The organism is Microbacterium sp. NPDC028030 (assembly GCF_040637855.1).
Classification (GTDB): domain Bacteria; phylum Actinomycetota; class Actinomycetes; order Actinomycetales; family Microbacteriaceae; genus Microbacterium.
The window spans coordinates 118,348-142,446 of sequence record NZ_JBEZXF010000004.1 but is presented as its reverse complement, the minus strand read 5'-3'; the positions used below and the strand labels follow the sequence as shown (position 1 = coordinate 142,446).

24 protein-coding genes and 1 pseudogene are annotated in these 24,099 nt (G+C 68.8%); 13 read left to right on the top strand and 12 right to left on the bottom strand.

From position 1 onward, the window contains the following. The first annotated feature begins 48 nt into the window (after positions 1 to 48). Positions 49 to 1,365: a hypothetical protein gene (locus tag AB0E56_RS18785; RefSeq protein ID WP_359801522.1), complete on the top strand. Its 1,317-nt coding sequence runs from the start codon at positions 49 to 51 to the stop codon at positions 1,363 to 1,365. Between the two features lie 67 nt (positions 1,366 to 1,432). On the opposite strand, the gene AB0E56_RS18780 is transcribed toward AB0E56_RS18785, so the two are convergent. Further along, the gene (locus tag AB0E56_RS18780) at positions 1,433 to 2,152 is read right to left on the bottom strand and encodes an SDR family oxidoreductase (RefSeq protein ID WP_359801520.1); all 720 of its coding nucleotides are present in this window, start codon (positions 2,150 to 2,152) and stop codon (positions 1,433 to 1,435) included. After that, the gene (locus AB0E56_RS18775; RefSeq protein ID WP_359801519.1) at positions 2,149 to 3,066 is read right to left on the bottom strand and encodes a dihydrodipicolinate synthase family protein; all 918 of its coding nucleotides are present in this window, start codon (positions 3,064 to 3,066) and stop codon (positions 2,149 to 2,151) included. The genes AB0E56_RS18780 and AB0E56_RS18775 overlap by 4 nt, the downstream gene beginning before the upstream one ends. 112 nt (positions 3,067 to 3,178) lie before the next feature. On the opposite strand from AB0E56_RS18775, the gene AB0E56_RS18770 reads away from it, so the two are divergent. The 5 genes from AB0E56_RS18770 (at position 3,179) to AB0E56_RS18750 (ending at position 8,404) form a co-directional block, all read left to right on the top strand. After that, complete coding sequence (locus AB0E56_RS18770; protein ID WP_359801517.1) at positions 3,179 to 4,093, top strand: SMP-30/gluconolactonase/LRE family protein; 915 nt, start codon at positions 3,179 to 3,181, stop codon at positions 4,091 to 4,093. After that, complete coding sequence (locus AB0E56_RS18765) at positions 4,090 to 4,734, top strand: bifunctional 4-hydroxy-2-oxoglutarate aldolase/2-dehydro-3-deoxy-phosphogluconate aldolase (protein WP_359801515.1); 645 nt, start codon at positions 4,090 to 4,092, stop codon at positions 4,732 to 4,734. Before AB0E56_RS18770 ends, AB0E56_RS18765 begins: the two co-directional genes overlap by 4 nt. 111 nt (positions 4,735 to 4,845) lie before the next feature. Continuing rightward, a complete protein-coding gene (locus AB0E56_RS18760) occupies positions 4,846 to 6,303 on the top strand; it encodes an ABC transporter permease (protein ID WP_359801513.1) in 1,458 nt (485 codons plus the stop codon). 58 nt (positions 6,304 to 6,361) lie between these two features. Further along, on the top strand, positions 6,362 to 7,087 hold the full coding sequence (locus tag AB0E56_RS18755) for an ABC transporter ATP-binding protein (RefSeq protein ID WP_359801511.1): 726 nt from the start codon (positions 6,362 to 6,364) through the stop codon (positions 7,085 to 7,087). A 57-nt stretch (positions 7,088 to 7,144) separates the two neighbouring features. After that, positions 7,145 to 8,404 (top strand): FAD-binding protein, encoded by a 1,260-nt coding sequence (locus AB0E56_RS18750; protein ID WP_359801509.1) that lies wholly within the window; start codon positions 7,145 to 7,147, stop codon positions 8,402 to 8,404. Between the two features lie 51 nt (positions 8,405 to 8,455). Here the strand turns inward: AB0E56_RS18750 and gndA are convergent, their stop codons facing one another. Further along, positions 8,456 to 9,910: an NADP-dependent phosphogluconate dehydrogenase gene (gene gndA, locus AB0E56_RS18745; protein WP_359801508.1), complete on the bottom strand. Its 1,455-nt coding sequence runs from the start codon at positions 9,908 to 9,910 to the stop codon at positions 8,456 to 8,458. Positions 9,911 to 10,080: 170 nt separating this feature from the next. Here gndA and AB0E56_RS18740 point away from each other — a divergent pair, with 170 nt between their 5' ends. Together AB0E56_RS18740 and AB0E56_RS18735 are read left to right on the top strand one after the other, a co-directional pair. Beyond that, on the top strand, positions 10,081 to 11,139 hold the full coding sequence (locus AB0E56_RS18740) for a D-2-hydroxyacid dehydrogenase (RefSeq protein WP_359801506.1): 1,059 nt from the start codon (positions 10,081 to 10,083) through the stop codon (positions 11,137 to 11,139). After that, on the top strand, positions 11,136 to 11,633 hold the full coding sequence (locus tag AB0E56_RS18735; protein ID WP_359801503.1) for a gluconokinase: 498 nt from the start codon (positions 11,136 to 11,138) through the stop codon (positions 11,631 to 11,633). The genes AB0E56_RS18740 and AB0E56_RS18735 overlap by 4 nt, the downstream gene beginning before the upstream one ends. Positions 11,634 to 11,641: 8 nt before the next feature. Here AB0E56_RS18735 and AB0E56_RS18730 read toward each other — a convergent pair whose 3' ends face one another. Then, positions 11,642 to 11,767, bottom strand: coding sequence for a hypothetical protein (locus AB0E56_RS18730; protein WP_258566847.1), 126 nt, complete (start codon positions 11,765 to 11,767; stop codon positions 11,642 to 11,644). Positions 11,768 to 11,994: 227 nt separating this feature from the next. On the opposite strand from AB0E56_RS18730, the gene AB0E56_RS18725 reads away from it, so the two are divergent. Together AB0E56_RS18725 and pth are read left to right on the top strand one after the other, a co-directional pair. Continuing rightward, complete coding sequence (locus AB0E56_RS18725) at positions 11,995 to 12,609, top strand: 50S ribosomal protein L25/general stress protein Ctc (protein ID WP_359801502.1); 615 nt, start codon at positions 11,995 to 11,997, stop codon at positions 12,607 to 12,609. 99 nt (positions 12,610 to 12,708) lie between these two features. After that, positions 12,709 to 13,290: an aminoacyl-tRNA hydrolase gene (gene pth / locus AB0E56_RS18720; protein ID WP_359801500.1), complete on the top strand. Its 582-nt coding sequence runs from the start codon at positions 12,709 to 12,711 to the stop codon at positions 13,288 to 13,290. Positions 13,291 to 13,323: 33 nt separating this feature from the next. Here pth and AB0E56_RS18715 read toward each other — a convergent pair whose 3' ends face one another. Both AB0E56_RS18715 and trpS read right to left on the bottom strand, forming a co-directional pair. Then, positions 13,324 to 14,046 carry a hypothetical protein gene (locus AB0E56_RS18715; protein ID WP_359801497.1) on the bottom strand — a complete coding sequence of 241 codons (723 nt, stop codon included), beginning with the start codon at positions 14,044 to 14,046 and terminating at the stop codon, positions 13,324 to 13,326. Between the two features lie 21 nt (positions 14,047 to 14,067). Beyond that, on the bottom strand, positions 14,068 to 15,072 hold the full coding sequence (gene trpS, locus AB0E56_RS18710; RefSeq protein WP_359801496.1) for a tryptophan--tRNA ligase: 1,005 nt from the start codon (positions 15,070 to 15,072) through the stop codon (positions 14,068 to 14,070). A gap of 74 nt (positions 15,073 to 15,146) precedes the next feature. Between trpS and AB0E56_RS18705 the strand changes: the two are divergent. Beyond that, positions 15,147 to 15,671 (top strand): annotated as a pseudogene (locus AB0E56_RS18705) (DUF4166 domain-containing protein); the annotation flags it as partial. Between the two features lie 115 nt (positions 15,672 to 15,786). Here the strand turns inward: AB0E56_RS18705 and AB0E56_RS18700 are convergent. From AB0E56_RS18700 to sdhC, 6 genes are all read right to left on the bottom strand, one after another. After that, entirely contained in the window at positions 15,787 to 16,626 is an 840-nt protein-coding gene (locus tag AB0E56_RS18700) for an exodeoxyribonuclease III (protein WP_359801495.1), read from the bottom strand. A gap of 10 nt (positions 16,627 to 16,636) precedes the next feature. Next, positions 16,637 to 17,848 (bottom strand): YihY/virulence factor BrkB family protein, encoded by a 1,212-nt coding sequence (locus tag AB0E56_RS18695; protein WP_359801494.1) that lies wholly within the window; start codon positions 17,846 to 17,848, stop codon positions 16,637 to 16,639. A 140-nt stretch (positions 17,849 to 17,988) separates the two neighbouring features. Continuing rightward, complete coding sequence (locus tag AB0E56_RS18690; RefSeq protein ID WP_359801493.1) at positions 17,989 to 18,756, bottom strand: succinate dehydrogenase iron-sulfur subunit; 768 nt, start codon at positions 18,754 to 18,756, stop codon at positions 17,989 to 17,991. 2 nt (positions 18,757 to 18,758) lie between these two features. Beyond that, on the bottom strand, positions 18,759 to 20,585 hold the full coding sequence (gene sdhA / locus AB0E56_RS18685; RefSeq protein WP_359801491.1) for a succinate dehydrogenase flavoprotein subunit: 1,827 nt from the start codon (positions 20,583 to 20,585) through the stop codon (positions 18,759 to 18,761). 18 nt (positions 20,586 to 20,603) lie between these two features. Next, positions 20,604 to 21,050 (bottom strand): succinate dehydrogenase hydrophobic membrane anchor subunit, encoded by a 447-nt coding sequence (locus AB0E56_RS18680; protein WP_183150461.1) that lies wholly within the window; start codon positions 21,048 to 21,050, stop codon positions 20,604 to 20,606. Further along, a complete protein-coding gene (sdhC, locus tag AB0E56_RS18675; protein WP_359801489.1) occupies positions 21,050 to 21,484 on the bottom strand; it encodes a succinate dehydrogenase, cytochrome b556 subunit in 435 nt (144 codons plus the stop codon). The genes AB0E56_RS18680 and sdhC overlap by 1 nt, the downstream gene beginning before the upstream one ends. Before the next feature lie 179 nt (positions 21,485 to 21,663). Here sdhC and AB0E56_RS18670 point away from each other — a divergent pair, with 179 nt between their 5' ends. Both AB0E56_RS18670 and AB0E56_RS18665 read left to right on the top strand, forming a co-directional pair. Next, positions 21,664 to 22,779 (top strand): mannose-1-phosphate guanylyltransferase, encoded by a 1,116-nt coding sequence (locus AB0E56_RS18670; protein ID WP_359801487.1) that lies wholly within the window; start codon positions 21,664 to 21,666, stop codon positions 22,777 to 22,779. Between the two features lie 160 nt (positions 22,780 to 22,939). Then, complete coding sequence (locus AB0E56_RS18665; protein ID WP_359801484.1) at positions 22,940 to 24,052, top strand: BMP family ABC transporter substrate-binding protein; 1,113 nt, start codon at positions 22,940 to 22,942, stop codon at positions 24,050 to 24,052. The last annotated feature ends 47 nt before the right edge of the window (positions 24,053 to 24,099 follow it).

Below are 24,099 nucleotides of genomic sequence, written 5' to 3'. Positions count from 1 at the left end.
GCGCGTCCTGAACAGCTCTACCCCCCACACCTCGAAGGAGCAGTCTCCATGACCATCTCGAACTCACAGCTGAGCCGCCGAGCCTTCCTCGGAGGCGGCACCGTGCTCGCCGCGTTCGGCGCCCTCGCGCTCGCCGGTTGCGCGACGCCCGCCGCACCCGGCGCCGGTGCCGGAGGCGCCACCGCGGCCGCGGGCACGAAGGCCGAGACCATCAACTTCTACGGCAACTCGCTCGGCGAGGAGGCTCTCAAGTCGGCGTGGCAGGGAATCCTCGACGGATTCTCGAAGAAGGAGGGCGTCACCGTCGCCCCGGTCATCTACCCGTACGATCAGGCCGCCACCCAGCTCGCCCTGACCGGCCGCTCGGGCAACCTCATGGGCGTCGGGCAGTCGGGCGGATGGCAGGTGCTCACGCCGATGAACGTGCTCGCCGACCTCAGCGACCTCGCGAAGGGCCTCGGCATCCCGCAGGGCGTGCTCGACTCGTACACGATGGACGGCAAGCTGCTCGTCCTCCCGCTGACGGCCGCCGGCATCGGCATCATCACCAACGGGGAGATCGCGAAGAGCGTCGGCATCGAGTCGGGCATGACCGTGGAGCAGTTCGCCACCGCACTCGAGAAGATCAAGAAGCAGGACTCCTCGCTCATCCCGTACGCCGCGGTCACGAAGAATCCTGACCTGAAGGACGCCGTGCCGTGGATGTGGGGCTTCGGCAGCGATGTGGTCACTGACGACCTGAAGTGCACCCTCGGCGACGCGGAGAGTGTCGAAGCGGTCACCTGGTACAAGTCGTTGCAGGACGCCGGCCTGACCCAGACGAACGTGGCACGCAGCGACGCCCGCATCCTGTTCGCCAGCGGCCGTACCGCCCTGTACGACGACGCTCCGCTCGCCTCGACCTTCGTCAAGACCAACGGTGCGGCCCAGAACATCATCGACAACATCGGGGCGATCTCGCGCCCGACCGCCGGCGGGAAGGACTCCTTCAACCGCGCCTGGGGCAGCGGCGTGTTCGCGACAGCGGGCGAGGGTGAGCTCACGAGTCGCGACTTCATCCTCTACGCGGCCACGAACGTCGAAGCGGCGACGGCTCTGTACGAGAACTCGGCGGTCGCTCCCGCCGCCAAGACCGTCGCCGACAAGATCCCCGCACTGGCGGCCGACACCTTCCAGGCCGCGTTCCGCACCGAGGTGTCGGAGCACGCTCGTGGCGCCGCATGGGATCGTGTGGCCGTGACGGCGCAGATCGACGCCGCCATCGGCGCCGGGGTCGCGACGATCCTCGCCGGTCAGGTCGACGCGCAGTCCGGGCTCAACGCGCTGAAGAAGGAAGTTCAGGGGCTGCTCGATTCCAACGCCTGAACGGCGAACACAAGAAGAAGGCCGCGTCCCGGTTGGGGACGCGGCCTTCTTCGTGGGAGTCGGCGGATCAGAGCCAGCGATCCCGAAGGGTCGGTTTCAGCCACGCAGCGGGGGAGGAGATCGACAGTCCGCCGTCGACGGGGATCGAGGTGCCGGTCACGAACGATGCGGCATCGGATGCCAGGAACGCGACGACGGATGCCACCTCCTCCGGTCGGCCGATCCGTCCGAGCGGGTAGCCCTCGCTCTCGCCCGTGTCGGCGGCGGAGATGCTCCCCGGCTGCACGGCGTTGACGCGGATGCCCTGCGGGCCGTAGTCGAGCGCGAGCTGGCGGATGAGGCCGTCCACGCCGGCCTTGGCCGCGGCGTAGGCGGGCAGGGCGGGTGCGGCGAGTGACGAGTTGACCGAGGTGACGGCGACGATCGAGGACCCTCGAGAGAGCAGGGGCAGGGCCGCCCGTGCCACGAAGAACGCCGAGTCGAGCGTCGCGCCCACGGCCCCGCGCCAGTCGTCGTCGCTCGTCGCATCGGCACGGGCGATCGGCATGCGCCCTGCCGCGAGCACGACGACGTCGAGCCGGCCGAGCGCGCCTGCGGCATCCGCGACGACGCGGTCGGCGGTCTCCGGTCGGCTGCAGTCGCCGATGAGGTAGTTCGCGAAGACGGGATCGCCCGGGTCTTCGAGTCCGACACCCACCACGGTGTCTCCGCCGTCGACGAAGGCGCGGGCTATCGCGAGGCCGATATCGGAGCTGCCGCCGATCAGCAGCACGCCGCGGCGGGTCACACGCGCACCGTTGCGGGGATCGGCGGGAGTGACAGCTCGTCGATCACGAGCTTGACGGACGCACGGCTGCCGGCGTCGAGGCGCGAGGCCGGGTACCGGACGGTCGCGTGGTCGATGACGCCGCGCGCGACGAGGACCTCCTTGTGCACCGCCCATGCGATGCCGCCCTGCAGACCGATCAGCACGAGAGGGAGCATACGACGGAACTCCGCCCTGGCCTCGTCGACCCGCCCGTCCAGGAACAGCGCGAGCACAGGTCCGAGCAGATCGGGGAACTCGCACGCGGGCATCGTGCCGACGGCGCCCCTGGCGTACTCCTCGAGGCAGAACTGGGCGTTCTGCCCGCCGAGGACCGCGAAGTCCGGATCGTCGATCGCCGAGACCACGGCGCCGACCTTGGGTGCAGTCGGGGGCGCCTCGACCTTGACCGAGTCGACGCCGTCGAGGCGGGCGAGCTCGGCGATGAGGCCGGGGGCCATCGCGACGCCCGTGACGCCAGGGGCGTCCTGGACCATCACCGAGAGCGAGGTCGCGGCGGCCACCTCGCCGTAGAAGTCGACGAGGGTCCCGGCGGGTGGCTTCACCATGAACGGCGGGAGGACCATCAGCGCATCGGCGCCGCCCTCTTCGGCGAGGAGCGACTGCTCGATCGAGGTGGCCGTCGACGTGCCGTTGACGCCCGCGATCACGGGGACCCGGCCGTCGACCACGCCGACGACGTCGTGGAGGATCACGCGACGCTCCTCCGTCGTCAGGGCGAAGCCCTCGCTGGCCATGCCGAAGACCGCGACGCCGTCGACGCCGGATGCGAGCTGGAACTCGACCAGTCGGCGCAGGCTCTCGCGGTCGAGGCGGCCCGACTCGTCGAACGGAGTGGCCAGGATCGGCATCAAGCCGTGGAGTGTCGGAGCCATCAGCGGAGTCCCTGCTTCTTCATCGTGTGCCCAAATTTCTCGCAAGTGATATGCATATTGTGAGATAGTCTGCCACATAACGGTTACGAGCTACCAGCTAAGGAAGTCCCCGATGTCGCACCCGACGACCGCGCGAACCGTCGAGATCCTCTCCGACGCCCGATACGTCCAGGCCGAATCGCCGCGATGGGATGGCCGCGACGGCAGCCTCGCCTGGATCGACATGGCCACCGGGTCTCTCCACCGCGGCCGACTCGTCGACGGACGGGTCGTGCCGGACTCCGCGGTCGTCGTCGGCGCACAGATCGGTGCGCCGATCCCGCTCGCGCAGCCGGGAACGGGATGGGCGGTCGGGGTGGACCGTCGGGTGGTGCACGTGAGCGACGACGGCGTCGTGTTACCGCTCACGGGCGACATCGCCGCTCCCGGCGACTACATGAACGATGGTGGAGGCGATCCGTCCGGTCGGTTCTGGGTGGGAAGCCAGTCGATGCCCCGAGACCCGCACTGCACGCTCTGGAGCATCGAGCCCGACGGCACCGCGGTCGCACGTCTGGGCGGGGTGACGGTGTCGAACGGACTCGCCTTCGACCGCACGGGGTCGACCCTGTACTACATCGACACGCTCCCGAACCGCAGCATCGAGGCGTTCGACGTGGCCGGAGACGGCTCGCTCTCGAACCGTCGCACGGTGTGCCGGGTCGACGGCGGCAACCCCGACGGGATGACGGTCGACCTCGACGGCATGCTGTGGGTCGCGGTGTGGGACGCCGCCGAAGTGCGCCGCTACTCACCGGACGGGGAGCTTGTCGAGACCGTCGTTCTTCCCGCGAGACGCCCGACCGCGGTCGCTCTCGTCGACACGATGCTCGTGATCACGACCGCGAGCATCGGGCTCGCGGAGCCCGGTGATGCGGATGGCGCGCTGCTGGGGGTCCGGGTCGACGTCGGCGGCGCTCCGGCGTGGCCGTGGGGCGGTGCGGCGCCGAGCCCCGGCGCGGACTCGCGGCGGGATGTGGCGCGATGAGCATCGTCGACAATGCGCAGCTCAGGGAACGGCTGAGCGCCACCAGGATCGTCGCCATCCTCCGGGGGACCGATGTCGACGCCACGGTCGCGGCGGCACTGACGCTCATCGGCGAGGGCATCCCGACGCTCGAGATCGCGCTCACGCTGCCGGATGCCGAAGAGGCGATCGCGCAGGTCGCTCGCGACGCTCCAGCCGAGGCGCTGATCGGTGCAGGCACCGTGCTGGACGAGGCCGATGTCGAGCGGGCGCTCGCCGCGGGGGCGCAGTTCCTGGTGACGCCAACGCTCAGCCCCTCGGTCGAGTACGCGGTCGCACAGGGGATCGGCGTCCTCCCCGGCGTCTACACGCCGACGGAGATCCAGCGAGGGCACGATGCCGGCAGCGCCGCGGTCAAGCTGTTCCCGGCGTCCGCACTCGGCCCCGGCTTCATCCGCGCCATCCGCGATCCGTTCCCCGACGCGCGGATCATCCCTGTCGGAGGGGTGAGCGTCGACACGGTGCGCGCGTACTTCGCGGCGGGCGCGTTCGGCGTCGGCGTCGGGGGGCCTCTCGTCGGCGACGCGGCGACATCCGGCGGAGACCTGGGCGCACTCGCCGTCCGCGCCCGGCTGTTCGCGAAAGCCGTGCGCGAGGTCTGACGCGGCTGCGCCGCGATGCATAGGCTTCTCATCACTGCGCCCTCGATCTCGCATATGCGCGCTTCCTAACGTCGATCTCACCCCCGCGATGGCCGCGGCGGAAGGAGAGAGATGTACGGAAGATACCTGCGGCGCGAACTCGCCGGCCGCAAGAAGCAGACGGTGATCGTGGCGATCGGACTGGCGGTGGCGATCGCGCTCGTGATCGTTGTGAACGCGTTGACGACGGGCGTGCGCGACGCGCAGACGCAGGCGCTGGAATCGGTGTACGGCGTCGGCACCGATCTCACCGTGACGGGCGCGGCCACCGAGCCCGGCCAGGGCGACGGGCCGCGTTTCGAGTTCGACGCGGACGCGGGGGAGACCGACGGCGAGACGACGACGCTCGCGCAGTCGATGCTGCGGACCGACTTCCTCCGCAGCACCCTCGACTCCTCGGTGCTCGACACGGTCGCCGCCACCGACGGCGTCGCCGCCGCATCGGCAGCCTTGAGTCTCACCAACTCCACGTTCTCCGGAGAGGTGCCCAGCGGCGGATTCGCGCAGCAGGGCGACGGACAGCCGGCAGGTCCGGAAGACGGGCAGGCTCCGCCCGACGGTGGACAGGGCGGCGGAGGCTCCTTCGGCGTGGACTCGTTCTCGGTGCTCGGGATCGACCCGACGACCACCGCGATCGGGCCGCTCGCCTCGACCGAGGTGACGGAGGGACGCGGGTTCGACGCGGAGGACAGCGATGCCCTCGTCGCCCTCGTCGACAGCACGTACGCCTCGACGAACGAGATCGCCGTGGGAGACGTCGTCGACGTGGGTGGATCGGATGTCGAGGTCGTCGGGCTCCTCGCATCCACCGCGGACAGCGCGGACACCGCGGCGAATGTCTATGTGCCGCTGAGCACTGCGCAGACTCTTGCCGGGGTCGGGGACGTCATCTCCACCGTCTATGTGCAGGCGGATTCCGCCGCCACGATCGACGAGGTGAGCGCGTCGCTCGCTGCGGAGCTGCCAGACGCGACCGTCACCTCGCAGTCCGACCTCGCGTCGACCGTCTCGGGCTCCCTCTCGAGCGCGAGCACGCTGATCACGAACCTCGGAACGTGGCTGTCGATCATCGTGCTCGCCGTCGCCGTGCTGCTGTCCGTGCTGCTCACGCTGTCCGGCGTCGGACGCCGCACCAGGGAGTTCGGCACGCTCAAGGCGATCGGCTGGTCGAACGGCAGGGTCGTGCGCCAGGTGGCCGGGGAGTCGATGGTGCAGGGGCTGATCGGCGGAGCCGCGGGTCTCGTGCTGGGCATCGCGGGCATCGTGCTGATCAACGTCCTCCGACCAACGGTCGCGGCGAGCGTCGGGGGTGGGGAGATGTCACCCGGCGGCATGGGCGCAGGGCCGACCGGCGGCGGGGGGATGCTCCAGGCTCCGGCGGCCGACATCGTGCTCCAGGCGCCGTTCACCCCCTGGGTGCTGGTGTCGGCCGTGGGCCTCGCCGTGCTGGGTGGTCTCATCGCCGGAGCGTTCGGCGGCTGGCGCGCCGCCCGTCTCAGCCCCGCAGAAGCCCTGCGATCGATCGCGTGAGCGCTACGCCGCCCGCGGAAGCCCGACAGAACACGAATCCCACCACAAGGAGAAGAACATGACCATGGCAGACCTCGAGCAGACGGAGCCGGGCATCGCGGAAGAGCCAGCTCTCTATCGCCTCACGGCCGTCACCAGGACGTACACCCAGAAGGACCGCATCGTGAAGGCGCTGACCGGCGTCGATCTGGACATCATGCCCGGGGAGTTCGTCACGATCCAGGGTCCGACGGGAGGGGGGAAGTCGACGCTGCTGCAGCTCCTCGGCGCACTCGACACGCCCTCGACCGGCTCGCTCCTGCTCGAGGGCAGGGAGCTCGCGTCGGCGTCGGCGAAGGAGCTCGGTCGGATCAGGGCTGCGGAGATCGGGTTCGTCTTCCAGGGGTTCAACCTGGTGCCGACGCTCACCGCGGCGGAGAACGTCGATATGGCGCTCGAGCCGCTCCGGCTCGAGAAGACGGAACGCCGCACGAGGGTCGCCGAGGCACTCGCCCACGTCGGCCTGGAGGACCGTGGCGCACACCTGCCCTCCGAGCTGTCCGGCGGTCAGCAGCAGCGTGTCGCGATCGCCAGGGCCATCGTGAAGCGACCGCGCGTCCTCCTCGCCGACGAGCCGACCGGCAACCTCGACGAGAGCATGCGTGACGAGATCCTGATGCTGCTCGAGTCGCTGTCCGCCGAGGGGATCACCATCATCGTGGTGACGCACGACTCCGCGGTCGCGCGACGCGCGACCCGACGGCTGCGTCTCGCGAGGGGCGTGGTGCAGGACATCACGCCATAGGGCGGGCCGGGGGCGGGACCGGTGCGCGATGTCGGCACCCGTGGCTACAGTGTCGGCATGGCTGACAGCATCGATGCTTCTGTTCCTCCCCGCCCCTCCGTCCACCGTCCCCGTACCGTCGAAGAAGTCGTCGACGTCGTGCGACGAGCCTCCCGCGAGGCCGTCCCCTTGACCGTGGTCGCCGGCGGACACGGCCCGTGGTCGCACGCCCCCGCCGACGGCCTCCGTCTCGAACTCGGCGAGCTGTCCGGCATCGAGGTCGACGGGACGATCGTGCACATCGGCGGCGGCGCGGTATGGGGCGACGTCGCCACGGCGCTCGCCATGCACGGCCTCGCGCTCAGCTCCGGCGACACCGCATCGGTCGGTGTCGGTGGTCTCACGCTCGGCGGCGGCGTCGGATGGATGGTGCGGTCCTGGGGTCTCGCCGTCGATCAGCTGGTCGGCGCGCAGGTGGTCACGGCATCGGGCGACGTCGTCGAGGCGTCTTCCGAGGCGAACCCTGAGCTCTTCTGGGCGCTGCGCGGCGGCGGAGGCAACTTCGGCGTGGTCACCCGCTTCGACTTCGCCGCGCACCCGTTGCCGGGCATCGCCTTCGCCGAGAACGTCATCGACGGCGATGCCGCGGAGGTCCTGCGCACCACGCGGGACCTGCTCCGCGATGCCCCTCGAGAGCTCACGGTGACGTACATGGACGTCCCTCCGATGGATCCGAGCGCTCCGGCGGGGGCGCGACTGAGCGCCGTCTGGGCAGCGCCGGAGCCCGATCGGCTGCGCGCGGTGCTGGCTCCGATCACCGCACTCGACGGGGTGCAGACTGAGATCACGACACCGGCATACCGAGATGTGCTGATGGAGATGCCGCAGCCGGACGGCGACGATGCTCCCGCGCCTCCCGGCTTCATCGGCGGCAACGGCCTCTACGCCGACCTCGACGACGAGCTCATCGAGCGGCTCGTCGCCTTCCGTCGCGCGTATCCGGCCTCCGTCGTCTTCCTGCGGTCGCTGGGCGGGGCGTTCCACGACGTCGCGCAGGAGGACACCGCGTTTCCCGCGCGCACCGCGAACTGGTTCGTGATGGCCGGTGCGTTCGACATCCCCGGAATGCTCGACGACGCCACACGCTCCGCGATCGAGGCGGACGGTGAGGCGATCCGCGCCGGCCGACTCGCGGAGTACGGCAACTTCGCCGACACCGAACGACCCGAGGCGGTTGCGGGCATGTTCTCGCCGGCGGCGCTCACCCGGTTGCGTGCGACCAAGGCCGTGTGGGATCCGCAGAACCTCTTCCGCCGCAATCACAACATCCTCGTGTGACGCACGAAGGGCCGGGTGCCTCGCGGTACCCGGCCCTTCGACGGAATGAGGTCAGTGCGTGTCTTCCGCCTCGATCTCGGTGCGGTCGCCCGACCACAGCGTGTGGAAGGTGCCCTCCTTGTCGATGCGCTTGTAGGTGTGCGCGCCGAAGAAGTCACGCTGACCCTGCACGAGCGCGGCGGGCAGGCGGTCGGCGCGGATGCCGTCGTAGTACGACAGCGACGACGAGAACGCGGGGGCCGGGATACCGGCCTGGGCGGCGGAGACGACGACCCGGCGCCACGACGCCTGTGCGCGGGTGAACGCCTCGGCGAAGTACGGAGCGGTCATCAGCACCGGCAGGTCGGGGGTCGCGGCGTAGGCGTCGGCGATGCGGTTGAGGAACTGCGCACGGATGATGCAGCCGCCGCGCCAGATCTTCGAGATCGCCCCGAGGTCGATGTTCCAGCCGTACTCGTCCGCACCGGCACGGATCTCGTCGAAGCCCTGCGAGTACGCGACGATCTTCGAGGCGTACAGCGCCAGACGGACATCCTCGATGAACTGCTCGGTGTCGTCTGCTGCGACCGTGAACTCCTCGTCGGGCCCGGGGAGGCCGCCGGCGACGGCGCGCTGCTCGGGGTGCGACGAGAGCGAGCGGGCGAAGGTCGCCTCGGCGATGCCGGAGACGGGGACGCCGAGCGAGAGCGCGGTCTGCACGGTCCAGGCGCCCGTGCCCTTGGCCCCGGCCTGGTCGAGGATCACGTCGACGAGGGGCTTGCCGGTCGAGGCGTCCACCTGGCGGAGCACCTCGGCCGTGATCTCGATCAGATACGACTCGAGCTCGCCCTTGTTCCACTCGGCGAAGATCTCCGCGATCTCGGCGGGCGACTTGCCCGTGCCGCGGCGGATCAGGTCGTAGGCCTCGGCGATGAGCTGCATGTCGGCGTACTCGATGCCGTTGTGCACCATCTTGACGAAGTGGCCGGCGCCGTCGTGTCCCACGTGCGTGACGCAGGGCTCACCCTCGGCGACCGCGGCGATGGACTTCAGGATCGGGCCGAGCGTGATCCACGACTCGTCGGAGCCGCCGGGCATGATCGAGGGTCCGGTGAGGGCACCCTCCTCGCCGCCGGAGATGCCGGCGCCGACGAAGTTGATGCCCGTCTCGCGGACGGCCTTCTCGCGGCGGATCGTGTCGGGGAAGTACGCGTTGCCGCCGTCGACGATGATGTCGCCCGGCTCGAACACCTCGACGAGTGCATCGATCACGGCGTCGGTCGGACCGCCGGCCTTGACCATGATGATCGCGGTGCGCGGCTTCTGCAGCGAGTCGGCGAACTCCTGGTAGGTGTGAGCCGGGACGAACCCGGCCTCGGGGTGCTCGTCGAGGAGCGTCTGGGTCTTCTCGTAGCTGCGGTTGAAGATCGCCACCGTATTGCCCTCGCGGCTGGCGAGGTTGCGGGCGAGGTTCGATCCCATGACGGCGAGTCCGACGACTCCGATGTTCGCTGATGCTTCGGGCACAGAAGGCTCCTCGATCGTGAAGAAGGGGTGGTTTCAGCGTATCGCTGTACGGGAGGTCGGCGCTCACCTGTGTCACGAGGCGACCCTCGTCGGACGTGGCGGCGAGTTCGGTCAGGCGGGCTGTGCCCTCTACGCTGGTCGGATCAGTGCCGTGCGCGGAGGGAGTCCCGATGACAGAGCCCGAGACCAAGGTGCGAGCGGTCGTGGCCGTTCCCCTTCCCGAAGAGCTGTGCCGGCTCATCGAAGAGCGTGAACCGCGTCTCGAGGTCGTCCGCGACCACTCCGTGATGCCGCCGATGCGCGGCCCCGCCGACTGGACCGGCGATCCCGCGTTCGTCCGCAGCCCCTCGCAGCAGGAGGCTTTCGAGTCGATGGTCGACTCCGCCGACGTCCTGTTCGGCATCCCGGACGTGGATCCCGCCGCCCTCGCCCGAACCGTCGCCGCGAACCCTCGTCTGAGGTGGGTCATGACGACGGCGGCCGGAGGAGGTAGTTCGATCAAGGCGGCGGACCTCGATCGCGAGGCACTGGACCGGATCGTGTTCACCACGAGTGCCGGTGTGCACGGAGGCACCCTCGCCGAGTTCGCCGTCTTCTCGGTGCTCGCCGGAGCGAAGGGGTTGCCGCGTCTTCTGGCAGACCAGCGCGCACGCACCTGGCCCGAGCGCTGGGAGATGCGCCAGGTCGACGAGATGACGGTCCTGATCGTCGGCCTCGGCGGCATCGGGTCCGAATGCGCACGCCGCTTCCACGCGCTCGGTGCAGAGGTCTGGGGTACGACCCGCTCCGGGCAGCCCGTCGATGGCGTCGACCGCCTCGTGCCACTCGATGAGCTCGTCGATGCGGTCCGGAACGTCGATGCGATCGTCGTGACGCTCCCAGAGACCGCCCAGACGCGTCACCTCATCGGTGCGGACGTGCTCGCCGCGGTGCGGCCTGGCGTCATCCTCACGAACGTGGGGCGCGGCAGCGTGATCGACGAGGCGGCCTTGCTCCCGGCGCTGGATGACGGACGCGTGGCCTTCGCGGCGCTCGACGTCTTCGAGCAGGAGCCCCTCGATCCGGCGTCTCCGCTGTGGACGCACCCGAACGTGCTGGTGAGCCCGCACACCGCCGCGCTCAGTTCGAAAGAGGAGGAGCGGATCGCCCGCCGGTTCGCCGACAACGCGACGCGCCTGCTCGACGGACAGGAACTCCGCGCCGTCGTCGACACCGTGGAGTTCTATTGAGCCTGCGCATCGTGGTGATGGGCCCGAGCGGCAGCGGCAAGTCCACCGTCGGCAGCGCGCTGGCCGAACTCATCGGCGCGCGCTTCGTCGACGGCGACGACCTGCACCCGCTGACCAACGTCGACAAGATGAGCGCCGGCATCCCGCTCGATGACGACGACAGGATGCCCTGGCTCCGGACCGTCGGCGCGACGCTTCGCAGCGAGGATCTCATCGTCGTCGCCTGCTCTGCGCTGAGGCGGAGGTATCGTGACGCGATCCGCGCGGAGGCGCCTGACGTGTTCTTCGCGGAACTCGTCGTCGATCGGGCCACGCTGACGCAGCGGTTGAATGCCCGGGAGGCGCACTTCATGCCGGCATCGCTGCTGGACTCCCAGCTGGACGCTCTCGAGTCGTTGCAGGCCGGGGAGACGGGCGTCCAGGTCCAGGCATCGCTCGGCCTCGACGAAGAAGTGCGGGTCATCCGCGACGCCGTGCGGTCGTCAGCGGCCTGACGCGCAGATCAGTCCTTGCGGTAGCCCGAACGGCCCATGGCGAAGAGGGCGCCGAGGCTGCCCACGACGGCGCACACGCTCATGGCGCCGATCAGCCACAGCAGTGCGTGCGAGAAAAAGGCGCCGTCGAGCATGGGGGTTCTCCGTGTTCTGCAGAAAAGGACCGGTGTCCTCAGCCTACCGGGTCATCCGGTACCATTGAGGCTGTACCTCGGCGAGGGATGCTTCTGCGCGTGCGCGTTCATCCGTTATCGACGCGGCGAAGCAAGCCCGGTGGCTTTCCTCACGCGTCCGCGTTCGAGTTCCACAATTCCAAGACCACCGCGCGGCGCCTTCGCTGCGTGCCCCGAAGGAGAACCCCATGTCTGAAGACACCAAGGTCCACGCCGAGCTCCGTGAGAGCTTCGGCAAGGGCTTCGCCCGCCGCCTCCGCGCCGCCGGCAAGATCCCCGCCGTCATCTACGGTCACGGCACCGAGCCCGTGCACGTGGCACTGCCCGGTCACCAGGTCTCGCTCATCATCCGTCGCGCCAACGCGCTGCTGGAGCTCGACATCGAGGGCAAGTCCCAGCTCGCCCTGGTGAAGGACGTCCAGAAGGACCCCGTGCACCAGATCATCGAGCACATCGACCTGCTCGTCGTGAAGAAGGGCGAGAAGGTCGCGATCGACGTCCCGATCGTCGTCACGGGCGAGTCCGCAGCGGGCACCATCGCGAACCTCGACGCGACCACGCTGTCCATCGAGGCCGAGGCCACGCACATCCCGCAGAACATCGAGGTCTCGGTCGAGGGACTCGAAGAGGGCGCGCACATCACGGCCGCCGACGTGGTGCTCCCCAAGGGTTCCACCTTGCTCTCCGACCCCGAGGTGCTCGTCGTCGCCATCTCCGTCCCGGCCGCTCCGGTCGAGGACGAGGACGAGACCGTGGCCGAGGGTGAGACCGCCGAGGTCGCCGAAGAGGCTGCCGCGGAGTGATCTCCGACTGATTCATCACAGAGGGGACGCGATCCGATCGCGTCCCCTCTGTCGTATCCTGAGCGAGGCGTTCGCCCGCGCAGGGAGAGGACGAGGACATTGGCATCGACCTGGCTCGTGGTCGGGCTCGGCAACCCCGGCCCGCGGTATGAGAACACCCGTCACAACGTCGGTCAGATGGTGGTCGACGAGATCGCTGCGCGCCGGAACGAGGCTTTCCGCGAGCACAAGGGCGGGGCACGCGTCGTCGAGACGTGGCTGCGACCAGGTGCGGACAAGCTCGTCCTGGCGAAGCCCAACACCTTCATGAACGTCTCCGGCACCCCGGTGGCGGCCCTGGCGCGGTTCTACTCGGTCCCCGTCGAGCAGGTCGTGGTCGTGCACGACGAGCTCGACATTCCGTTCGACACCATCAAGCTCAAGACCGGGGGCGGACACGGCGGGCACAACGGCGTGCGCGATGTCGCGCGTGCCCTCGGCGCGGCGGACTTCCCCCGTGTGCGGGTGGGCGTCGGACGCCCCGTCGGTCGTCAGGACCCGGCGGACTGGGTGCTGTCACCGTTCGGCAAGGAAGAGCGGCCCAACCTGCCGATCCTCATCGCCGACGCCGCAGACGCGGTGGAACTGCTCGTCGGGGAAGGGCTGCTCGCGGCGCAGCAGAAGCACCACGCTCCACGATGATGCGGGCGCGCCCGGTCGAGCAGCCCGGCGCGATCAGGCCGGATAGCTGGAGAAGCCGACGGCGCTGCCTGCAGCGAGTGCAGACACCAGCACGATGAAGAAGATCACGGCGCCGACCACGGCGATGACGAGTGCGGCGATCCCCGCGCCGCGACCCCGCTTCTTGGCGATCGCGAGTATCCCGACCACGATGGCCGCGATACCGAGGATCGTCCCCGCCCAGAACGAGAGCTCGGCCCACAGTACCTGATCCCGCGCGGGCGCGAGGACGCTGAGGTCTTCGGTGGTGGTCGTCGAGACGCCCTGGGGCAGGACGCGTCCGATCTCGAAGGCGCTGATGCCGACCACGATCGCCGGCACCACGGCGGCGACCAGGGCGAGGATCAGCGCGAGCATCCCGAGGTACGCCGACGGACGCGGGGCGGTCTCCGGCACGGAGTAGGCGTCGGCCGGAGCGGCATATCCGCCGACGGGGACCTGATACGCACCGGGAGGGGCGGCCGGCGCACCCTGCGCGGGCGCGTACGGAGGCGTCGGCGGAGAGGGGGGAGCAGCCGTCGGAGATGGAGGAGCCGCCGCGTAGGCAGGCGGCGCTGCGGAGTAGGCGGGAGGTGCTGCCGGATACGCGGGCGCTGCTGCGGGCGGCGGGAACGCGCCGGACGGTGCCTCCGCGGGGGAGGCCCCCGATCCCGCGGGTGGCACGAACGAGTCGGGGTTCTCGGCACCGGACGGGGAAGGCAGCTGCGGATCTGTCACGCCCCCATCCTAGGGCGCGGCTCAGACGCGGCGGAGCAGCCCCACGCGGTCGTACACGTTGGACAGCGTCTCGTCGGCGACGGCGTCAGCGCGGCTGGCGTTCTCGGCGAGGATGCGGTCGAGTTCCGCGGGATCGTCGAGCAGCTCGAGGGCGCGGGCGCGCACAGGTTCGAACTCGTTCACCACGACCTCGGCGAGGCCCTTCTTGAAGTCGCCGTAGCCGCGTCCCGCATACTCGTCTTCGATCGCCGCGACCTGACGCCCGGAGAGCGCGGCGTAGATCGTCAGCAGGTTCGAGACCCCGGGCTTGTTCTCCCGGTCGAAGCGCACCGACCCCTCGTTGTCGGTGACGGCACGCATGATCTTCTTCGCCGACTTCGCCGGATCGTCGAGCATCCACAGCACGCCGGCGTCGCTCTCGGCCGACTTCGACATCTTGGCCGTCGGGTTCTGCAGGTCGTAGATGCGGGCGGTCTCCTTCTGGATGACCGGCATCGGCACCGTGAAGGTCTCGCCGAAGCGGGAGTTGAACCGCTCCGCGAGGTCGCGCGTCAGCTCCACGTGCTGCTTCTGATCGTCGCCGACCGGGACGACGTCGGTCTGGTAGAGCAGGATGTCGGCGGCCATGAGTACCGGGTAGGTGAACAGTCCGACGCTGGTGGCATCGGCGCCGTATCGGCTCGACTTGTCCTTGAACTGTGTCATGCGGCCGGCCTCGCCGAACCCGGTGAGCGTGCTGAGGATCCATGCGAGCTCGGCGTGGGCGCGGACGTGCGACTGCACGTACAGTGTCGACAGCGAGGGCTCGATGCCCGCGGCGATGTACTGTGCGGCCGTGCGGCGCGTCTTCTCGCGCAGCTCCGCCGGATCCTGCGCGACGGTGAGGGCGTGCAGGTCGACGACCGAGAAATACGCGTCGTAGGAGTTCTGCAGATCTCGCCACTGGAGCAGCGCGCCGATGTAGTTGCCGATCTGAAGAGAGTCGGCGGAGGGCTGCATTCCGGAGTAGAGGCGGGGTTTCGTCACAGCATCAATCCTATGGGGTGCGTGCGTGCGCTCTACGATGGGCGCATGATCTCACGCGCTCGAGGACACCGGGCATGACCGCTCGGGGCGCGGTCTTCCTCGAGGCGCTGGGGGCGCAGGCCGACCGACTCCGTCCGGAGATCCTCGTGCAGCTGCGGGCGACGGCCGACGACGATCACGCGGAGGGCGTCTTCGTCGTCGCCGGCAGCCGACTCCGCGGGCTCATGGCGCTCGCGGCACCCATCGTCGGCCCTGGGCTGTGCGTCACGCGGTTCGCGCGCGACGTGCCGTTCCGGATCCGCACCACCACTGCGTTCTCCGGCTCGGGCCGACCCATTCTCCACACGAGGCGCGAGTTCCGCTTCGCGAAGGGGACGCAGCACGTCGTCGACCGGCTCACGGCGACCGCGAAGCCCGGTGTCGTCCACAACGCGCTCGGGGCCCGCGGGCGCGTGGAGATGCTCGAGGAGTGTTCGGTCACGCCGGAGGGAGCCCTCCGCATGCGCACGCTCGCGGTCGCGTTGCGACTGGGCAGGCGCCGGATCGCCCTGCGCGGCATCCTCGGCGTGCACGTGGACCTCGTCGACGGCTGGGATGAGGCGCACGGGCGTCGCACGGTGTCGATGAGGGCCAGGAATCCGCTGCTGGGCACGGTTCTGGATACCGCGGGTGGTATCGGTACCCGGACACCGAGCCCGATCCCCTGGCGAGCGCTCAGTAGCGGTAGTCGACGACCACAGGAGCGTGGTCGCTCCACCGCTGATCGTATGCCGCCGCGCGGGCGACGTGGTAGGTCTCGACGCGCTCCGCAAGAGCGGGCGTCGCGAGGTGATAGTCGATGCGCCAGCCGGAGTCGTTGTCGAACGCCTGCCCGCGCATCGACCACCAGGTGTAGGGGCCATCGATCTCGCCGTGGAACCGACGTCCGACGTCGACCCAGCCCAGGCCCGTGCCGATCGTGCCGTCGACCGCGGTGACCTCCGCGCCGGACTCGCCGAGGAACCGGTCGAAATAGGCACGTTCTCGGGGGAGGAAGCCGGCCTTCTTACGGTTGCCTCGCCAGTTCTTGATGTCGAGTTCTCGGTGCCCGACGTTGAGGTCGCCGGTCACGAGCGCGAGGGCGCCGTCGGAACCGAGTTCGCCGAGGCGGGTGCCGAACGCATCGAGGAACTTCCACTTCTCGTCCTGCTTCGGGGTGTCGGCCTCGCCGGAGTGCACGTACGCGCTCACGACGGTCAGCGGCTGGTCGCCGAGAAGGTAGTCGGCCTCGATCCAGCGCCCCTTGGAGTCGAAGTCCTCCGGGCCGAAGTCGGTGCGCGAGGCGAGCGCGGGCGTGCGGCTGGCGATCGCGACTCCGGCGCGCCCCTTCGCGGTCGCCTCGTCATGGACGAACGACCACCCCGGTAGAGCGGACTCGAGGTGCTCGTCCTGCCCGCGGACCTCCTGAAGGGTGAGGATGTCGACGCCGGCAGCGTCCAACCAGGCGCTCATCCCGTTGCGAGCCGCCGCTCGGATACCGTTGACATTGACCGTGGCGATACGCAGATGAGGCATGTCCACAAGCCTAACGAGCGCCCCCGACATCCCGGGACGACCGGTGGCTGAGCTCCGTGAGCAGCCGCTGCGCGAGGGGCGACGCGGCCTCGACCGGAGGGGGAGGGGAGGCCTCGAGGTCGGCCAGATCGCTCTCCGCCGCCCGCAGCGCCCTCTTCGCACCCCAGGCACGGAACCACGGAGCGTCTTCGCGGGCGGACTGCGCCTGTCGCACACGCACGCGTGCCGCGGTCAGCAGCGCCTCGTACTCCGCCTGCCGTCGCTCGGCCTCGGTCTGCTGCATGAGCGGGAGATCGCGATCCTGTGCGGCCACCGCGATCCACGACGATGCCACGAGCATCACGACGCCGTTGACGCGGAACCACAGCAGCAGACCGATGAAGATCGCGAACGTGGCCAGCAGGGGATTGGAGGGCGTGTAGCTCAGCAGGAAGCCCGCGCCGTACTGCAGCACGGTCATCGCCCCGCCACCCAGAAGGGCACCGGGCCAGATGGTGCGCCAGCGCAACGAGGTTCCCGTGAGGAACCGCACCATCGCTGCCAGGGCCGACGACAGCAGCGCGAACGAGACCACGACCGTTCCGATGCGGATGCCGAGATTGACCCCGTCGGAGCCGAAGTCCCAGTCGAGCAGGCTGAGGAGCCAGCGCAGCACCGTGGCGCTGGCCGAGCTGAGGAGCGAGCCGACGATCAGGGAGACCCCGAAGATCAGAGCGGCCAGCAGATCGCGGGCCTTCAGGATGATGTAGCTGCGCCGGTCGGGCGGCAGGCCGAAGATGTCCCTGGTCGCGCGACGGGAGAACGTCACCCACCCGATGGCGGTCCAGATCACGGTGCCGAGCGCGATCGCACCGGTGATGCTGAGGACGCCGGTGGTGTTCGCCGCGATCTCCTGCACCTGCTCGGGGGTGGCCACGCCGCCCTCGGGGACGATCAGGTTCGGGATGTAGCTGTTGATGATCTCGATCAGACCGTTGACGGCATCCTCGCTGCCGCCGAGCCAGAGCCCCGCGATCGCGAAGGCGAGGTAGATCGCCGCGAAGATCGCGAAGAGAGCCTGATAGCTGACGCCGGCCGCCAACAGGAAGCCGTTGTGCTGGAGGAAGTGCCGCCAGACGCGGATCGGGAACAGGCCGAGCGTCCGTCGGGTGATCGCGGTCGCGCGCTCGACGGCGGCATCGAGGCGGCGGGCCTCGCTCGAGGCGCCATCGGGATCGGACACCTGCCCACCTTATCCAAGCGGCGACGGGGGGAGAGCAGCCTCCACAGGTGACAGTGCTGCCCGCGACAACAGGCCAGAACGCGAGAACAGGCGGTCCCGCAGGGGAACCGCCTGTTCGCGTGAGTGCCTGATGCGGCGCGTCAGGGGCGACCGCGAAGGACCGCCTGCTTGACCTCGGCGATGGCCTTGGTGACCTCGATGCCGCGCGGGCATGCCTCGGAGCAGTTGAAGGTCGTGCGGCAGCGCCACACGCCCTCCTTGTCGTTGAGGATGTCGAGGCGCACTGCGGCGTTGTCGTCGCGCGAGTCGAAGATGAAGCGGTGCGCGTTGACGATGGCAGCCGGGCCGAAGTACTGACCGTCGGTCCAGAACACGGGGCACGACGAGGTGCATGCGGCGCACAGGATGCACTTGGTGGTGTCGTCGAAGATCTCCCGGTCGGCGATCGACTGCGTGCGCTCCTTGCCCTTCTCTGGCACGGAGCTGGCGACGAGGAACGGCTGCACCTCGCGGTACGACGCGAAGAACGGCTCCATGTCGACGACGAGGTCCTTCTCCAGTGGCAGGCCCTTGATGGCCTCGACGTAGATCGGCTTCGAGATGTCGAGGTCCTTGATCAGCGTCTTGCAGGCGAGGCGGTTGCGGCCGTTGATGCGCATGGCGTCCGAGCCGCAGATGCCGTGCGCACAGGAACGGCGGAAGGTCAGCGAGCCGTCGACCTCCCACTTGATCTTGTGCAGAGCGTCGAGCACGCGGTCGGTGGAGTAGAGCTCCACGTCGTAGTCGACCCAGTGCGGCTCGGCGTCGACCTCGGGGTCGAAGCGGCGGATGTTGAAGGTGACGATGAAGGACTGGATGCCCGTCTCTTCGGTCGTGTCCGCGGGTGCTTCCGCGATGGCGTTCGACATGCTCAGTACTTCCTCTCCATCGGCGGGTAGTTGAACTCGCCCTTGTCGTTCTTGGTGAAGACGACGGGCTTCCAGTCGAGCTTGATGTGGTCGCTGGGGTCGGACGAGTGCGGGTCGCCCGTGAGGTACGCCATGGTGTGCTGCATGTAGTTCTCGTCGTCGCGCTTCGGGAAGTCGTCGCGCATGTGGCCGCCGCGACTCTCCTCGCGGTTCTGCGCGGCGTAGACGACGACCTCGGCGATGTCGAGCAGGAAGCCCAACTCGACGGCCTCGAGGAGGTCGGTGTTGAACCGCTTGCCCTTGTCGTCGACGTGCACGTTCTTGTAGCGCTCACGCAGTTCGGCGATGACGCCGAGCACGTGCTGGAGCGACTCGTGCGTGCGGAACACCTGCGCGCCCTTGTCCATCTCGTCCTGCAGCGTCTTGCGAAGCACGGCGATGCGCTCGGTGCCCTGATTGTTGCGCAGGCCCTCGAGCATGTCGGAGACGAAAGCGGCGGGGTTCTCCGGCAGCGGGACGAACTCGGCCGTCTTGACGTACTCCACTGCGTTGCGACCCGAGCGCTTGCCGAACACGTTGATGTCCAGCAGCGAGTTGGTGCCGAGGCGGTTGGCGCCGTGCACCGAGACGCACGCGCATTCACCTGCGGCGTACAGGCCGGGCACGACGGTGTCGTTGTCGGCGAGCACCTCGCCGTTGTTGTTCGTGGGGATGCCGCCCATCGCGTAGTGCGCGGTCGGCATCACGGGCACCGGTTCGACGACCGGGTCGACGCCCAGGTACGTGCGGGCGAACTCCGTGATGTCGGGGAGCTTGGTCTCGAGCACCTCGGCGCCCAGGTGCGTGCAGTCCAGCAGCACGTAGTCCTTGTGGGGGCCGGCGCCGCGGCCCTCTGCGACCTCCTGCACCATGCACCGCGCGACGATGTCACGCGGCGCGAGGTCCTTGATGGTCGGGGCGTAGCGCTCCATGAAGCGCTCGCCCGAGGCGTTGCGCAGGATCGCTCCCTCGCCTCGCGCCCCCTCCGTGAGGAGGATGCCGAGGCCGGCGAGACCGGTCGGGTGGAACTGGAAGAATTCGAGGTCCTCCAGCGGAAGGCCCTTGCGCCACACGATGCCGACGCCGTCGCCGGTGAGGGTGTGCGCGTTCGAGGTGGTCTTGAAGATCTTGCCGAAGCCGCCGGTGGCGAAGATGACCGCCTTGGCCTGGAAGACGTGGAGCTCTCCGGTCGAGAGGTCGTATGCGACGACGCCCGCGACCTGAGTCCTGCCGTCGGCGTCCTTCACCGTCAGCAGGTCGAGCACGTAGAACTCGTTGAAGAAGTTGATGCCGAGCTTGACGCAGTTCTGGAACAGCGTCTGCAGGATCATGTGACCGGTGCGGTCGGCCGCGTAGCACGCACGGCGGACCGGCGTCTTGCCGTGCTCGGCCGTGTGGCCGCCGAAGCGGCGCTGGTCGATCTTGCCCTCGGGCGTGCGGTTGAAGGGGAGGCCCATGTTCTCGAGGTCGATGACCGCGTCGATGGCCTCCTTCGCGAGGATCTCGGCCGCGTCCTGGTCGACGAGGTAGTCGCCGCCCTTGACCGTGTCGAAGGTGTGCCACTCCCAGGAGTCCTCTTCGACGTTGGCGAGAGCCGCCGCCATGCCGCCCTGCGCCGCACCGGTGTGCGAACGCGTCGGATACAGCTTGGAGATCACCGCGGTCTTCGCGCCGGGGCCCGCTTCGATGGCCGCACGCATGCCGGCGCCACCCGCCCCCACGATGACGATGTCGAACTGGTGGTAGTGCACGCCGTCACGGACGACGGAATCCTGCGTCTCGGTAGTCACTTCTTCTTAGCCTTCTTCTCAGTTCCCGACCAGCGCGGCGCATTCGGTCCACAGGACGCTGTCCTCGGTCACACCCAGGCACGGGTCGAACGTGAAGACCACGAGCGTGCCGAGGATGATGAGCAGGCCGGCTGCGAGCCCGAGCGCCCAGGTGAGCGCTTTGCGGGCGGTGTTGTTCGTGACGTAGTCGTTCACGATCGTGCGCATGCCGTTGGCGCCGTGGATGAGCGCGAGCCACAGCATCAGCACATCCCACCACTGCCAGAACGGCGTGGCGAACTTGCCGGCGATGAATGCGAAGTCGAGGGCGTGGATGCCCTCGCCGACCATCAGGTTGACGAACAGGTGGCCGAAGATCAGCACGACGAGCACGACGCCCGACGCGCGCATGAAGATCCAGCCCCACTTCTCGAGGTTGACTCCGCGGCGACGGCGAGCCGGTGCGGCGATGGTCTGAGCGGTCATCAGTGTCCCCCTCCGAACCCGGCGAACGCGAGCATCAGGTGGCGCGGCACGAAGCCGACCATGATGATGCCCCACACCAGCAGCACACCCCAGAAGAGCTGCCGCTGATACTTGGCGCCCTTGGACCAGAAGTCGACCGCGATGATGCGCAGCCCGTTCATCGCGTGGAACACGATTCCCGCGACGAGGACGACCTCGCCGAGCGCCATGATGGGGTTCTTGTACGTGCCGATGACGGCGTTGTACGCCTCGGGCGAGACCCTGATCAGTGCCGTGTCGAGCACGTGCACCAACAGGAAGAAGAAGATGGCGACTCCGGTGATGCGGTGAAGCACCCACGACCACATGCCTTCGCGGCCTCGGTAGAGGGTGCCGCGGGGGGTCTTGGACGTGGTTTCCGAAATCGACGGTGTCAAGCGAGCGCTCGTGGACACGGTCGTCCTCCCTGATCGATGTGCGTCGGTCGCGTGCACTGCTCTCGTTCAAGTGTGAGCCTGTCGAAGTCAGGCACGCCCGATCGTCCTCCATCCTATTCCTGTCAGAACACTGGGAGCGACGAAGGGGAGCCTAAGTATCTCGATGTCGAGATGTTCTGTGCGGCTACCCTGTCAGGGTGAGTGAACTCATCAAGGATTTCTACGCAGTGATTCCCGCCGGTGGCATCGGCAGTCGGCTCTGGCCGCTCTCCCGCGCGGACGCGCCGAAGTTCCTGCACGACCTCACCGGTTCGGGGCACTCCCTCCTGCGCGACACCTGGGACCGTCTGGAACCGCTCACCGGATCGGATCGCATCGCCGTCGTCACCGGTCGCGCCCATCGCGCGGCCGTCGAGGCGGAGCTCCCCGGCATCGCCGACCTCAACGTCTTCCTCGAGTCGGAACCTCGCGAGTCGGCGGCCGCGATCGGGTTGGCCGCGGCCATCCTGCATCGCCGCGAACCCGACGTGATCATCGGATCGTTCAGCGCCGACCACGTGATCCGCAGCACCCGCGTGTTCGAGTTCGCGGTGCGCGACGCCGTCGAGGTCGCCCGAGAGGGATACATCTGCACGATCGGCATCACGCCGACGGAGCCGGCCATCGGGTTCGGCTACATCAAGAAGGGGGAGGAGCTCGTGGTCGACGGTGCGCGCGAGGCCGCCCTCGTGGAGAGCTTCGTCGAGAAGCCCGACCTGGAGACCGCGAAGGAGTACATCGCCGATCGGGGCTACCTCTGGAACGCGGGCATGTTCATCGCGAGGGCGAGCGTGCTGCTGGACGAGATCGCGGCGAACGAGCCCGAACTGCACGCCGGGCTCCTCGAACTGGCCGAGGCGTGGGACGACCGTGATCGGCGTGGCCCCGCCGTCGACAGGATCTGGCCGCGTCTGAAGAAGATCGCCATCGACTACGCGGTCGCAGAGCCGGCCGCTCGTCGAGGACGCCTCGCCGTCGTTCCGGGGCACTTCGACTGGGACGACGTCGGCGACTTCGCCTCGCTGACGAAGCTCATCAACAACGGGCGCAAGAACGACCTCGCGGTGCTCGGACCGAACGCGCGGGTGCTGACCGACGGTGCGAGCGGGATCCTGGTCAGCCAGACCACGCGCGTGATCAGCCTGGTCGGCGTCCAGGACATCGTCGTCGTCGACACCCCGGATGCGCTCCTGGTCACCACGGTCGAGCATGCGCAACGGGTCAAGGGCGTCGTGGAGTCGCTCAAGCTCACCGGTCGGGGAGACGTGCTCTGACAAGTGCGCTTAAGAGCACGCTCCGACGCTCATCGGCTGGCTTGATTTCAGCTTTGTAACCTTTGGCCAGCGCAAACCGCGCGAGAGTGCGCAAATGTCGAAACAGTAGGTAACTTTGATCGATCCGCGATGGCCGCGGTTTCGTTGAGGGAGGCATCCGTTGACCATCTCCACCACCAAGAAGCTGCTCGGCGCGACCGTCGCCGCGGGCGTCATCTTCGCGCTCGCCGGTTGCGGCCAGGCGCCGGCCGACAAGCCTGAGGGCTCCGAGAAGCCGGTCGACTCCGACTTCGTGCCGTGCCTCATCTCCGACGCCGGCGGCTGGAACGACAAGTCGTTCAACCAGTCCGCCAAGGAGGGCATGGACAAGGCCGCCGACGAGCTGGGCATCAAGCCGCTCGAGTTCGAGTCGGCCAACGACAACGACTACGCGCCGAACCTCGAGACCGCCGTCTCCGAGGGCTGCTCGCTGATCGTCTCCGTCGGCTTCAAGCTGTCGGCAGCCACGGTCGAGTCCGCTCTCGCCAACCCCGAGATCGACTACGCGATCATCGACGACTGGGCCGACAACGACTTCGACGGCAACGTGGACGCCCCGAACATCAAGCCGCTGGTCTTCGACACGGCTCAGGCCGCGTACCTCGGCGGCTACGCCTCGGCGGCATGGTCCGCGCAGAGCGGCGTCAACAAGGTCGGCACCTTCGGCGGAATGCAGATCCCGTCCGTCGCCGTGTTCATGGACGGCTTCCAGCTCGGCGTCGAGAAGTACAACGAGGACAAGTCCGCTGCGGTCGAGGTCTTCGGCTGGGACCAGGAGACGCAGAAGGGCTCGTTCACGGGCGGCTTCGACGCGAACGACACCGCGAAGCAGACCGCGCAGGGTGTGCTCGACCAGGGCGTCGACGTCATCCTCCCGGTCGGCGGACCCGTCTACCAGAGCGCTGCCGCGGCGATCGCCGACAGCGGCAAGGACACCCTGATGCTGGGTGTCGACAGCGACCTGGCCGTCGCGGACCCGAGCGTCGCCGACATCACGCTCGTCTCGATCATGAAGGCGATCGACGTGGCCGTGAAGGACGCGACCGTCGCCGCAGCCAAGGGCGAGTTCGACCCGGCCCCGTACGTGGGCACGCTCGAGAACGAGGGCGTCAAGCTCTCCGGCTTCGGCGACTTCGAGTCGCAGCTGCCCGACGGTCTGCTCGACGAGCTGACCGCTCTCCAGGAGCAGATCATCTCGGGCGACATCACGGTGGAGTCCCCGAACTCCCCGTAAGTCGTCGCAGGTCCAGCACGGGGCGAGTGGTGAGCAGGCGGCCACTC

Excerpts from the sequence above, each read along its gene's own strand:
- AB0E56_RS18690 (WP_359801493.1), bottom strand. The coding sequence starts at position 18,756 with ATGTCGAACGCCATCGCGGAAGCACCCGCGGACACGACCGAAGAGACG.
- AB0E56_RS18730 (WP_258566847.1), bottom strand. The coding sequence starts at position 11,767 with ATGCTCGACGGCGCCTTTTTCTCGCACGCACTGCTGTGGCTGATCGGC.
- AB0E56_RS18755 (WP_359801511.1), top strand. The coding sequence starts at position 6,362 with ATGACCATGGCAGACCTCGAGCAGACGGAGCCGGGCATCGCGGAAGAG.
- AB0E56_RS18775 (WP_359801519.1), bottom strand. The coding sequence starts at position 3,066 with ATGGCTCCGACACTCCACGGCTTGATGCCGATCCTGGCCACTCCGTTC.
- AB0E56_RS18680 (WP_183150461.1), bottom strand. The coding sequence starts at position 21,050 with ATGACCGCTCAGACCATCGCCGCACCGGCTCGCCGTCGCCGCGGAGTC.
- AB0E56_RS18760 (WP_359801513.1), top strand. The coding sequence starts at position 4,846 with ATGTACGGAAGATACCTGCGGCGCGAACTCGCCGGCCGCAAGAAGCAG.
- AB0E56_RS18750 (WP_359801509.1), top strand. The coding sequence starts at position 7,145 with ATGGCTGACAGCATCGATGCTTCTGTTCCTCCCCGCCCCTCCGTCCAC.
- AB0E56_RS18740 (WP_359801506.1), top strand. The coding sequence starts at position 10,081 with ATGACAGAGCCCGAGACCAAGGTGCGAGCGGTCGTGGCCGTTCCCCTT.
- AB0E56_RS18765 (WP_359801515.1), top strand. The coding sequence starts at position 4,090 with ATGAGCATCGTCGACAATGCGCAGCTCAGGGAACGGCTGAGCGCCACC.
- AB0E56_RS18700 (WP_359801495.1), bottom strand. The coding sequence starts at position 16,626 with ATGCCTCATCTGCGTATCGCCACGGTCAATGTCAACGGTATCCGAGCG.
- AB0E56_RS18770 (WP_359801517.1), top strand. The coding sequence starts at position 3,179 with ATGTCGCACCCGACGACCGCGCGAACCGTCGAGATCCTCTCCGACGCC.
- AB0E56_RS18785 (WP_359801522.1), top strand. The coding sequence starts at position 49 with ATGACCATCTCGAACTCACAGCTGAGCCGCCGAGCCTTCCTCGGAGGC.
- AB0E56_RS18725 (WP_359801502.1), top strand. The coding sequence starts at position 11,995 with ATGTCTGAAGACACCAAGGTCCACGCCGAGCTCCGTGAGAGCTTCGGC.